We start from the raw sequence: 11,991 nt of genomic DNA on the forward strand, positions 1-11,991 counted from the left end.
ACGATATTGTCCTCAAGCTGATGAAGCCCGGGGTTGGCCCGGATCGGCAAGCAAAGGATTTGGACAATGGCAAAGACTCAAGACTTTACCGCGACCCTGAAAGACATGATGGGTGCATTCCCTGTTGACACCACCGCTCTGGAAGGTGCGTTCAACACCACCGCGACCCTGAACGAAAAGCTGTCGGGCGTTGCTCTGGAAGCGGCTGAGAAATCGGCTGAGATTTCGAACAAATGGACCAAGGAAACCCTGGCCAAACTGTCCGATATGTCGAAAGCGAAATCTGACCCTGCAGATTACGCAAAAGCTGCAACCGACTACGCAAGCGCGTCGGCTGAAGTTGCTGCTGAAAACCTGGCTGCTTTCGCTGAAATCGCGAAAAAAGTTCAGTCGGAAACCGTTGAGCTGCTGATGGCTGCTGGCAAAAACGCTGCAGAAGACGCAACTGCCGTTGTCAAAAAAGCAACCAACGACGTGTCCACTGCTGCGAAAAAAGCAGCTGGCGCCAAGTAAGGTAAGATAGCGAGGTGCACCCACTCCTCCCATTTGGTGCAATCGCGTTGGGCGGGTCGAAAGACCTGCCCTTTCTTTTTGTTCTGCACTCGCATAATCTCTGCTGCAATGCATCATTCCTTGGGGAGGGTAGACGGTGTCAGAACAAGAAAAACCGTTGCTAATCAAACGATATGCCAGCCGTCGGCTGTATAACACTGAAACCAGTGACTATGTCACGCTCGAAGATATTGCGGCATTCATACGTGACGGTCGCGAAGTTCAGATCATAGACCTGAAGACTGGGGATGATCTGACACGGCAATATCTGCTTCAAATCATTGCCGAGCATGAAAGCCGCGGTGAGAATGTCCTGCCGGTGAACGTGCTGAACGATCTTGTGCGCAGCTATATGTTGCCGGGCGGAGGAGTGATGCCGCAATTCCTGCAAAGCTCGTTCGAAATGCTGCGCGAAAGCCAAAGCAAAATGATGGAAAACATGTCTGCGATGAATCCGATGACCCAGATTCCGGGTTTCGACGCACTGCAAGCGCAGCAAAAGGCATTTCTGAAGGCGATGACCAGCGGCATTTCCGGCAGTTGGTCCGGTCCCGAAAAGGATAGCGAGGCCAAACCCCAGTCGAGTGAGGATCTGGACGACATCAAGAAGCAGTTGGCGGAGTTGCAGCAAAAGCTGTCTAAACTGAACTGAATTTGTCCACACAATGAAATAGGCCCGCCGCTGGCGGGCCTTTTCGTTTGAATTCAACTTGTTCAGGTTCCAAATGCGATTTTCGGGGCGGTAATTTCCCCTACTGAAGCCAACAGAATATCAGCGATCACATCCAGTTCCGCGCGTGTCAGGCGTACAGGCAGGCGCACGTCGCAAGCTTTCATCAGCATGTTTCGCGTGTGTGGCAGTTCGATCTGTTCCGGCAGGAATTGCCAGTTCCAAAAGGCACGGGCGTTGTCTTCACTCAGGCCGAATACCTGAACTTTCACCCCGCGTGCTTCGGATGCTGCGGCAAAGGCGCGGATATCATCATCGCTTAGGTCAACCAGATTGAACTGGATCGAGTCCGGCGCCCGGCGCTCTGGCACCAGCGGGGCAGGCACGTTGATATAGGGCGATGAGTTCAGGCGCTCTGCCACATAGTCGTGGTTTTGCAACCCATCGCGGACACGGCGTGCCAATTCAGGCATCTGGGGACGGATTACTGCAGCGCTCAGGTTGCTCATCCGCAGGTTATACAGCGGCAACTGGTTCTGCCAGCGGCCAAAGGCCTCTTGGAGTTCCGATGAGTTGTCGCCACGCGGACCTTTGTGTTTCTTCCAGTTATGTTCGTAGGCGCCGGACATGATCACGGCACGCGCCACCAGATCAGCGTCGTCGGTTATCAGAATGCCACCTTCGCCCGCATTGATCATCTTGTAGGACTGAAACGAGAAACAGCCGATCTTGCCAATCGTCCCAATATTGCGGCCATGCCAAGTTGTCCCCAGCGAATGGGCTGCGTCCTCGATCACCGGAATGTCGCGCGCGCTGCACAGAGTCATGATCGCGTCCATATCCGAAGTATGTCCGCGCATATGGCTAATGATCACGGCCTGCACGTTATCCAGTTTGGCGGCAAAGTCATCCATGTCGATGCGATAATTGTCACCCACCTCACACAATACGGGGATGCAATCCGCATGTATGACCGATGAGGGCACCGCCGCAAAGGTAAAGCCCGGTATCAGCACCCGCGCGTCCCGCGGCAAACCCAGCGCCTTGAGCGATAGGAACAGTGCCGCCGAGCAGGACGATACAGCCAGCGCGTATTTCGTGCCCAGCAGTTCCGCGAATTCCGACTCGAGCAGCGCAACCGGAGCGTCCTGCGGCGCAGTGTAGCGGAACAGGTCGCCTGACTGCATCAGGGCATCAATGGCGTCGCGGGCGGCCGCGGGGATGGGTTCGGCGTCATGGACGTTCGGAGGCAGCGTCATATTTGGCATTCCTGAATTCTATCTTTGGGAAAGATAAAGCTAATGAAGTGTCAATCCAAGCCCTTAATCTTCAGGGTGGCGAAATTTCACTATTCTGTCGTAGTCAGAGAGACACTGGTTGGCTTACCCCGCGTAGCGGGAAATTCTTTTGAACTTGCAACTTTGGGGGAAGTAAGGTGGCAATGGATCTTCTTTGACGTTGTTCTCGTATGATGGGTTGGATCACTGCATTGACTATCATTCGTTTGGCCCTCTGGGGCGCGCTTTCAACTTTCGCTTCAGCGGTTCACGCAGATTATCTTCTGTCGGATGGCACTGAAGTTGCGCCGCTTGAGATGTTTCAGGAATGCGATGTTTGCCCTGAGATGATTGCCTTGCCTATGGGTGAGTTCATGATGGGTGGACCGCCGGGAGAATCGAAACGAAACTTTCATTGGGATGAAAAAGGGCTTCGCCCCGCGACACCTGAAGAGCCGTATATTGCACATCATGAAGGTCCGGTTCACAAGGTCACGATAGATATGCCCGTCGCCATGGGGCGGAATGAAGTCACGCATGATCAGTGGATGGCTTGTGTGATTGATGGCGGTTGTGGTGGGTATATCCCGCGAGACTGCATTTTGCAGCGTGACGGTCCCTGCGTTGAAATCAAGGGAAATCATCCGGTTGTAGACGTATCCTATCAGGATGCCGTGTCCTACACTGGGTGGCTAAACGACAAAATTGGTGCGGATGTTTATCGTCTACCTACGGAAACTGAATGGGAATATGCCGCTCGTGCTGGGACACAAACACCTTTTGCGCAAGGAGAAGAGGTTTCGACGGATCAGGTCAACTTCCACGGCAAACCAACGGAAGAAATGTTGGGGGTGAAGCGACCTGATCTGGCCCGCCGCGGCTATCCGGTGCCCGTTGATGCGTTGGATGCAGCCAATGCTTGGGGATTGCGTCACATGTCGGGGAACGTTGCGGAAGTTACAATGTCCTGCTGGACGGAAACGCACAAAGAGTGGAATAGATCCAGCGTTTACCTGAAAATGGCACTTGCGCCGGGCTGTGAGCGTCGTGTTTCACGCGGTGGCACATATTGGATCGCGATGGATTTTTCTCGCGTTGCGGCCCGAGGCGGTGGCTCAGATGATGTCGGCTCTACGTCTAAAGGGTTCCGCGTTTTGAGGGAGTTGAAATAAACCCTCTGAGTGCCTTGCAATCACAGGCCAAGCCGGTCCCGCAGGGAGAACCATGTCATCGCCAGCACCAGCAACGGGCTGCGTAGGGCTGCGCCGCCCGGAAAGGGCAGGGCGGGTACGCGGGACATGGTGTCGAACCCTTCGGCTTGGCCCTGAATGGCCATCGCCATCAACTGCCCGGCATGGGTCGCCGTGCCGACCCCATGGCCAGAATAGCCCGAGGCCGACAGGATATTGGGCGCAACCCGTGCCAGGTAGGGCATCCGCCGCATGGTGATGCCCAGAGTACCGCCCCAGGCATAGTCGATCTTTACATCGCGCAGATGCGGGAAAATCTCGGTCATCGGCTTGCGCACCTTGGAGGCGATATCTGTCGGGAAGCGGTAGCCATAGCTTTCCCCGCCGCCGAATAGCAGGCGGTTGTCGGCGCTCAGGCGGAAGTAATTTACCACGAACTTGGTGTCGGCGACGGCGACATCCCGGGTCAGGACACGGGCGGCATCGGTGTCCAAAGGCTCGGTCGCGGCTATGAAATTGTTGATCGGCATGACGCGCGACGCCACCTTGCCGTTCAGATCGCCGAGATAGCCGTTGCAGGCCAGAATGACGTGGTTGGCCGTCACCTTTCCCTGCGGGGTTTGCACGATGGCTGGATCGACTTCGTCGATCCCGGTGACCTCGGTACCCTCAAAGATGCGCACGCCGGCCTTGGCTGCGGCATCAGCCAGCCCCAAGGCAAAGTTCAGCGGGTGCAGATGGGCCGCCCCCATGTCCAGATAACCTCCGCGATAGGTTGGGGATGGGCACAAGCCATGCGCTGCGCCTTCGTCCAGCAGCTCCATTTGGTCATAACCATATCGCGCCGACAGATGCGCGGCGTGATCGTGGAGGTCTTGCTGATCCCCGGTGCTGAGGCCCAGAACCGCCACGCCCGGTTTCAGATCACAGTCGATTTTGTGCTTTTCGATCAGCGATTTGACCAGATCCTTGGCATCTTCGGCCAGACCCCACAGCTTGGCGGCATCGTCATCGCCGACCAGGCGTTCAAGGTCTTCCTGATCCATCCGCTGGGCGCTGCCCAGCTGCCCGCCATTGCGGCCTGACGCTCCGAAACCAACGCGATGCGCCTCAAGCAGCACGACGTCGAACCCGGCCTCGGCCAGATGCAGCGCGGCGGACAGTCCGGTATAGCCGCCACCGACCACGCAGACATCCGCTTTGGTATCCCCAGCAAGCGCGGGAAAACGGTCGAGTGTGTTGGCCGTCGCGGCATACCAGCTGGCCGGATACTCGGCCTTGTGGTCGTTGGAATAGAGGAGATTCATCGCGGCTTAAACGTTCATGAGCAGGTGCTCACGCTCCCACGGAGAGATGACCTGTAGAAATTCTTCATACTCGGCACGTTTGACAATGCCATAGACGCGGGCAAATTCCGGGCCCAGAACTTCGTGCAGGGCGGTGGCCTGATCAAACAGGTCCAGCGCATTGCCCATGACCTGCGGGATATCACCGTCACCTTCGTAGGCGTCGCCATAAAACTGACGGCGCGGACGTTCCTGCTGGGTCAGGCCGAGATAGCCGCACGCGAGCGACAAGGCGATGCCCAGATAAGGGTTGCAGTCCATGCCTGCGATACGATTTTCAACGCGCCGCGCCTCGGGGCCGGACAGGGGAACACGGATGCCGGTCGTGCGGTTGTCACGAGCCCATTCCAGATTGATCGGCGCGGCATGGTCTTTCACATAGCGGCGGTACGAGTTCACATAAGGTGCCATGACTGCCAGGCCTGCAGGCAAGTGGTTTTGCAGCCCTGCAATGAAGTTATAGAATGCATCCGTTTCGCCGCCCTGAGGTCCGGAAAAGATATTCTGTCCGGTTTCGATCTCGGTGATCGAGTGGTGGATGTGCATGGCCGATCCGGGCTCATCCGCAATCGGTTTCGCCATGAAGGTCGCAAAGCAGTTGTGTCGCAACGCGGCTTCGCGGATCAGGCGTTTGAAATAGAACACTTCATCTGCCAACTTGACCGGATCACCATGGCGCAGGTTGATTTCAAGCTGTCCGGCGCCGCCTTCCTGGGTGATGCCGTCAATCTCGAATCCCTGATGTTCGGCAAAGTCATAGATGTCGTCGATCACCGGGCCGAATTCATCCACCGCGGTCATCGAATAGGCCTGCCGCGCGGCCGCAGGACGACCCGAACGGCCCATCATCGGTTTGATCCCTTGCGCGGGGTCGACATTGGGGGCGACCAGAAAGAACTCCATCTCTGGTGCGACAATCGGTTTCCAGCCTTTGTCGTGATACATTTTTACGACGCGCTTCAACACGTTGCGTGGGCTGAACGGGATCGGCTCTCCGTCCCGGTCATAGGCGTCGTGGATCACCTGCAGCGTCCAGTCACCCGTCCAAGGAGCAGCGGAAGCAGTCGAAAAGTCAGGTTTAAGGATCATGTCCCGTTCAATGAAGCCGTCCTCTCCGGCGGCTTCGCCCCAGTCCCCGGTGATAGTCTGGTAAAAGATACTATCGGGTAGATGGAAGTAGGACTGGCGTGCAAATTTGGTGGCCGGAACCGCTTTCCCGCGCGCGATGCCGGGCAGGTCAGAGATGATGCACTCGACCTCATCCAATCGGTGACCTTCAAAATAGGTACGGGCTGCCTGTGGCAGTTGTTTTGTCCAATCGGCCATCAGGCCCTCTCTTTCTTCAAAAACTCTGCCATGAACTGTCCGATCTTCGGACTGTCGTCGCGGGTGGGCAGGCGGTCGGCGGCGGCCTGCATTAGATTGTCTGGAACGACTCCTTTGCCGCGTGTGTCCATCAGCCCTTCGATGAAGCTGTCGCCATACTCCGGGTGGGCCTGAACGGTCCAGATCGTGTCGCCATAGGCCAGCATGGCATTCTGGCAAAAGGCGTTCGAACCGGTTACTTGTGCACCGGCGGGCAGCTCTACCACCTGGTCCTGATGCCAGGCATTCAAAGTGACGGTCTGTCCGTCCAAATCGTAGTCCGTCCGCCCCACGGCCCAGCCCTGTTTGAACTTTTCAACTTTCCCGCCAAGGGCTTGCGCAATGACTTGATGACCAAAGCATATGCCGATCAGGGGTTTGCCGCTTTGATGGATGTCGCGGATCAGCGCTTCGAGCTTGCGGATCCAGGCATGGTCCTCATAGGCGCCATAGCGCGAGCCGGTGATGATCCATCCATCAGCATCGTCAAAACTTTGCGGAAAGTGATCGTCGACAACAGCATAGGTCACAAACTCAAAGCCGTTGCCATCCAGCAGCGCGCGAAACATGCCGTCATACTCACCGAACTGATCGTGCAATTCGTCAGGGGGGTGGCCGGTTACAAGGATACCGATTTTCATGGGTCACCAAATTTGATCAAATTTATTCTAGCTGAGCAGAACGAAGCGAGCAAGGGGCTCAAACCGCCTCGAGATAACTTAGCCAATGCTCCTCGGGTGGGCGTTCGTTAAAGCGCAGGATCTCTTGTCGCTTTGTCATGGCGAGATTGCTGATCAGCGGGGCGGGAAAGATGCGCGCAACTTGCGGATCGGTTTCAAGGGCGGTGATGGCTGAAGCCCAGTCGCCAGCGAGTTGCGGCAGGCCGTCGATCTCATATGCGTTGCCCGTGATCGGAGCTGGCGGTTCAGTTCCGTCCTCGATGCCGTTCAGCGCCGCACCGAGCACGGCGCTCAGCATGAGGTAGGGATTGATGTCACCACCAGCAACGCGATGTTCGATCCTGCGGGCAGAGGGCGCGCCGCCGGGAACGCGCAGCGCGGCAGTGCGATTTTCATAAGCCCAGCATGCCTCAGTTGGGGCATGGGCGCCGGGGACAAGCCGCGTGTAGGAGTTCCCGTGCGGTGCAAAAATCAGAGTTGAACCAGGCATTGCGGACAGACATCCGGCTATGGCCGAGCGCAAAAGATCAGTGCCTTCAGGCCCGCCATTGTCAAAGATATTTTGCCCATCCTGGTCGACGACCGAAAAATGGACATGCATCCCATTGCCCGCATCCTGGGCATAGGGTTTGGCCATGAAAGTTGCGGTAAACCCATGTTTGCGTGCAAGGCCACGAGTCAACACCTTGAAAAGCAACGTATCATCTGCGCAGCGCATGGCGTCCTGATGGTTCAGGTTGATTTCAAACTGGCCAATCCCGCTTTCGGAAATGGCAGTTTGAGCCGGGATGCTCATTGCCTCGCATCCGTCATAGAGGTCTGTGAAAAAGGCGTCGAACGCATCCATTTCCGCCATGGACAGGACTGCCTCGTCGACCAGCCGTCGCCCCGTCAAAGGATTGATCGGAGGCACCGGTCGTGCACCTGATGAGTCCAATAGCGTGAATTCCAGCTCGGTCGCCGCAACAACAGACCAGCCACGCTCGGCATAGCGTTGCAGCACCGAGGTCAGAGCATGGCGAGGGTCGCCGGCAAAGGGCGTGCCCTGATCGTCATACAGGGACATCAATACCAGCGCTGTTTCGGTTTCAAGCCAGGGAACTGGGACGGAGCCACGCTCGGTTGGCAGTAATATGCCGTCCGCGTCGCCTGATTCAAACACAAGCGGGCTATCCTCGATATCCGCGCCCCACAGATCAACATTCAATGCCGAAAAGGGCATCCGCACCACACCTTTACTCAGCTTGTCAGCATAAGAAGGAGGCACGCGTTTGCCGCGCAGCTGACCGTTAAGGTCGCAGGCCGCTACGCGAAAACTGTGTAGGGCGTTCAGGTCCATCGGCGTCTCCATCACTCTGGTACCCCGAGGTTTAATCGACACAAAGCGCCTTGTCACGAAATTTGATCAAATTATCCCCGCGCCGTTTTTTTCGGCGCGGGGTCGGGACCTTATGCAAAGCTTATGCCGTTCTCGGCCATCGGCAGATCGGCAATCAAGGTCCCCGACATTGCCTTGATTGCGTTCGCGAGCGCGGGGGCCGAAGGCGGCGTGCCGGGTTCGCCCACGCCCGTGGGGGCTTCGGCCGAGGGCAGGATGTGGACGTCGATTGTAGCTATATCGCCGATCCGAAGGGGCTCGTAATCCGGGAAGTTGTATTGATCCACGGAACCGCCGGTCAGTGTGATCTGATCGCGCATCACATGCCCGATGCCATAGCCAATCCCACCTTCCATCTGGGCACGCACCACGTCGGGGTTCACCGCGATACCGCAATCGACAGCACAGGTAACCTTTTCGATCTTGATGCCGTCATCCGGATCGCCCGAGATTTCGACCACCTCAGCCACATAAGAACCAAAGGATTTGTGCACCGCAATACCTTGCGCGCGACCGGCAGGGACGTTGCCCCAATCTGCTTTCTCGGCCGCAAGTTTCAGAACTGAGGCCTTGCGCTGTTGGTCTGCATTACCCGCATCCGCCAGATGTGCGAGACGGAACTCAACCGGGTCACGGCCCGCGGCGGTGGCGGCCAAATCCATCATTGTTTCCATCGTATAGGCAGTGTGGGTATGTCCTACCGACCGCCACCATAGGACTGACGTGGCCTTGGGTGTGTCGGTCAGTCCAAGCGCCATCCCCGGAATATCATAGGGGCTGTCTGCGATGCCCTCGATCGAGCTGTGGTCGACGCCGTCATGCACTGCAACCGCTTCGAACGGGGTGCCCTTCATGATCGACTGCCCAGCGACCTGATGCTGCCATCCGACGATATTCCCCTCCGCATTCAACCCGACACGGACTTTGTGGCCGAAGGCCGGGCGGTAGTACCCGCTGCGAATGTCGTCTTCCCGCGTCCAGACCAGTTTGACCGGGCGCGAGCGGTCGGTGACAACAAAGGCCAACGCGGCCTCAACCTGATAATCCGCATCCGGTGTTGCGCGACGCCCGAAAGACCCGCCGGCCAGCATCGTTCTGATGTGGATTTTCTCGGGTGGCAGCTGAAAGATTTGCTGATACGCCATGTGCGGACCGGTTGGCATCTGAGCGCCATCATGCAGAACGATGTCACCCTCTGCTGTCTGTTCGATTGTGCAGTTCAGTGGCTCCATCGGAGCATGGGCGAGGAGCGGGTAGTAAAAAGTTTTTTCTACGACCGTATCCGCCGCGTCGATCGCCGCCGAAACCGAGGCAACATCTGCCTTGTTCACGTTATAGGTCGGCTGGGCATTCAGCGCGTCCATGATCTCGGCCTTGATCTGATCCGAGTGGCGGGTTTCAGCGCCGGACATGTCCCATTCGACCTCAAGCGCGTCACGCGCCTGAATCGCGGCCCAGGTGTTTTCGGCATAGACCGCAACGCCTGCCTGATTGGGCAGTGTGGTGGCGCTGATATAGCCTTTGACCTCTTTCGAGGCGCTGTCGTCAAAGCTGATGACAACACCACCGCGCGACTCCGGACGTTTGATCATCGCAACCATCTGGTTGGGCAGGTGGACATCCATGGCGTACATCGCCTGTCCGTTGCCTTTGATTGCCGAGTCCTTGCGACGCACGGCCTCGTTTCCGATCAGGCGGAATTCCGAGGGGTCTTTCAGGCGTGGCTCGGTCGGCGCTTCCATCTGCGAAGCGGCTGCCACGAAATCGGCAATCGGTGCAGATTTCTCGTCTGCTTTGACGATGCCTTCCTCAATGGTGATGCCTGATGCATCTACGCCCCATCTTTGGGCGGCGGCGTTGATCAGCATCTCACGGGCAGCAGCGCCAGCCTGGCGGTATTGCAGCCAGGAATTCGCCATCGCGGTCGAGCCGCCGGTGCCCTGGAAGGGGCCGAACAGCAGGTTGTTATAGACTTGGGGGTTCGACGGCGCGAATTCGTATTTAATTTGGTCCATAGTGATGCCGATTTCCTCGGCGATAAGCGTCGGAAGGCCGGTCGCGGGGCCCTGACCCTTTTCGAAGTGTTTGACGATGGCGGTCACAGTGCCGTCGGCGTCAATCTTAACAAATGGGTTGAGCTGCGTCGTCTCGGACGAGGCCGCAGCCAGAACGCCATCGGGGCGGGCGCCAATCAGCAAGACGGCACCGGTAGCAGCAGCGCCTTTCAGAAAACTACGGCGAGAGGTGTTGATGGTCATGGATCAGGCCTCCAGAATTTCGGATGCGCGCTGGATACCGGCGCGGATGCGTTGATAGGTGGCACAGCGACAGGCGTTGCCGGACATGTAATCGTCGATTTCTTCAACGCTGGGCTTTGGATTCTCGGACAGCAATCCGACCGCCGACATCACCTGACCCGACTGGCAATAGCCGCATTGAACCACGTCCAGCTCGACCCAAGCCTGCTGGACAGCAGCGCCGATATCATTTTCGCCCACCGCTTCGATCGTGGTGATTTCGGCACCTTCGACATCCTCGATATATGTTTGGCACGAGCGCACCGGCTCTCCGTCCAGATGCACGGTGCAGGCACCACAGGACGCGACACCGCAGCCGAACTTGGTTCCTGTCATCTTCAGTTCGTCCCGGATTACCCATAGCAGGGGCGTGCCGGGCTCGGCCTCAACCGTGTGGGTCTGGCCGTTCAGTTTCAATGTCAAAGCCATTGGGGGGATCTCCTGTTGGGCTGGCTACCTGAATCGGTAAACTGGCGGGTTTACCTTAGGCAGGGGGCAGGGCGTTGTAAACCCGAGAGTTTACCTAGCGTTTGACCGGCTCATATCAAAGGGTCTATAGCTTTGGAGCATGAATGACCTCAGCGCACCGAAAGCATCAAAGCATGCCCAGATCATCGAGGCTGCCGTAGCTGAATTCCAGGAAAAGGGGTTCTCGGCGGCCAGTATGGATCGGATCTCGGCACGGGCCGAGGTCTCCAAGCGCACACTGTACAAGTATTTCGAAAGTAAGGAAAACCTGTTCCGCTCGATCGTGGTTGAGCTGTCGAACCGCTTCTCTGAGGTGTTGGATATTAGATACGAAAAGGGCCGGGATATCCAAGAGCAACTGACCGATCTGGCCTGGGCCGAGGGGCGCATTCTGATGTCACCCGAGGTGATGGCGATGTCGCGTATGGTGATCAGCGAAACCTTGCGCAATCCCGACCTTGCGGTCGCCGCGCAGGGTAAGCTGGACAAAACCGCTATTTTCTCAGCCATGCTGAAAGAAGCAGCGGAAGATGGTCAGCTACGCATCGATAACCCCGACATCGCGGGTCGTGAATTCATCGGTTTAATCAAAAGCCGCGCATTCTGGCCCATGGTTTTTTGCGGCTCCGTCCTGAGCCAAGATGAAATGGCAGATACCATTCAGCGCAGCGTCGAAATGATGATTTGCCGGTACGGTGTCGACAATCGGTAACGCGGTTGGCAGACACAAGGACGGCCCCTTTCGAATATGCTAAACCCCGGGCTGCC

At 57.3% G+C, this 11,991-nt stretch carries 11 protein-coding genes; 4 read left to right on the forward strand and 7 right to left on the reverse strand.

Annotation, left to right across the window (positions count from 1 at the left end):
• Positions 1-66: 66 nt before the first annotated feature.
• On the forward strand, positions 67-513 hold the full coding sequence (locus AC2FH0_RS00720) for a phasin family protein (RefSeq protein ID WP_142633002.1): 447 nt from the start codon (positions 67-69) through the stop codon (positions 511-513).
• 136 nt (positions 514-649) lie between these two features.
• A complete protein-coding gene (gene phaR / locus AC2FH0_RS00725) occupies positions 650-1,204 on the forward strand; it encodes a polyhydroxyalkanoate synthesis repressor PhaR (protein ID WP_496749494.1) in 555 nt (184 codons plus the stop codon).
• A 62-nt stretch (positions 1,205-1,266) separates the two neighbouring features.
• Here the strand turns inward: phaR and AC2FH0_RS00730 are convergent, their stop codons facing one another.
• Positions 1,267-2,481 (reverse strand): DegT/DnrJ/EryC1/StrS family aminotransferase, encoded by a 1,215-nt coding sequence (locus AC2FH0_RS00730; RefSeq protein ID WP_496788297.1) that lies wholly within the window; start codon positions 2,479-2,481, stop codon positions 1,267-1,269.
• Positions 2,482-2,693: 212 nt separating this feature from the next.
• On the opposite strand from AC2FH0_RS00730, the gene AC2FH0_RS00735 reads away from it, so the two are divergent.
• Positions 2,694-3,671, forward strand: coding sequence for a formylglycine-generating enzyme family protein (locus AC2FH0_RS00735; protein ID WP_496788299.1), 978 nt, complete (start codon positions 2,694-2,696; stop codon positions 3,669-3,671).
• 20 nt (positions 3,672-3,691) lie between these two features.
• Here AC2FH0_RS00735 and AC2FH0_RS00740 read toward each other — a convergent pair whose 3' ends face one another.
• From AC2FH0_RS00740 to AC2FH0_RS00765, 6 genes are all read right to left on the reverse strand, one after another.
• Positions 3,692-4,996 (reverse strand): NAD(P)/FAD-dependent oxidoreductase, encoded by a 1,305-nt coding sequence (locus tag AC2FH0_RS00740; protein ID WP_496788300.1) that lies wholly within the window; start codon positions 4,994-4,996, stop codon positions 3,692-3,694.
• A 6-nt stretch (positions 4,997-5,002) separates the two neighbouring features.
• Positions 5,003-6,361: a glutamine synthetase family protein gene (locus AC2FH0_RS00745; RefSeq protein WP_496705872.1), complete on the reverse strand. Its 1,359-nt coding sequence runs from the start codon at positions 6,359-6,361 to the stop codon at positions 5,003-5,005.
• Positions 6,361-7,041 carry a type 1 glutamine amidotransferase gene (locus AC2FH0_RS00750; RefSeq protein ID WP_142633014.1) on the reverse strand — a complete coding sequence of 227 codons (681 nt, stop codon included), beginning with the start codon at positions 7,039-7,041 and terminating at the stop codon, positions 6,361-6,363. The genes AC2FH0_RS00745 and AC2FH0_RS00750 overlap by 1 nt, the downstream gene beginning before the upstream one ends.
• Before the next feature lie 58 nt (positions 7,042-7,099).
• Positions 7,100-8,419, reverse strand: coding sequence for a glutamine synthetase family protein (locus AC2FH0_RS00755; protein WP_496708590.1), 1,320 nt, complete (start codon positions 8,417-8,419; stop codon positions 7,100-7,102).
• Positions 8,420-8,529: 110 nt separating this feature from the next.
• Entirely contained in the window at positions 8,530-10,716 is a 2,187-nt protein-coding gene (locus AC2FH0_RS00760; RefSeq protein WP_496788301.1) for a molybdopterin cofactor-binding domain-containing protein, read from the reverse strand.
• Positions 10,717-10,719: 3 nt separating this feature from the next.
• A complete protein-coding gene (locus AC2FH0_RS00765; protein ID WP_142633020.1) occupies positions 10,720-11,184 on the reverse strand; it encodes a (2Fe-2S)-binding protein in 465 nt (154 codons plus the stop codon).
• A 139-nt stretch (positions 11,185-11,323) separates the two neighbouring features.
• On the opposite strand from AC2FH0_RS00765, the gene AC2FH0_RS00770 reads away from it, so the two are divergent.
• Positions 11,324-11,935, forward strand: a complete 612-nt coding sequence (locus AC2FH0_RS00770) for a TetR/AcrR family transcriptional regulator (protein ID WP_496788303.1) — start codon at positions 11,324-11,326, stop codon at positions 11,933-11,935.
• Positions 11,936-11,991: the final 56 nt, after the last annotated feature.

The sequence above is a fragment of the Ruegeria sp. CDSC051 genome (assembly GCF_059610665.1).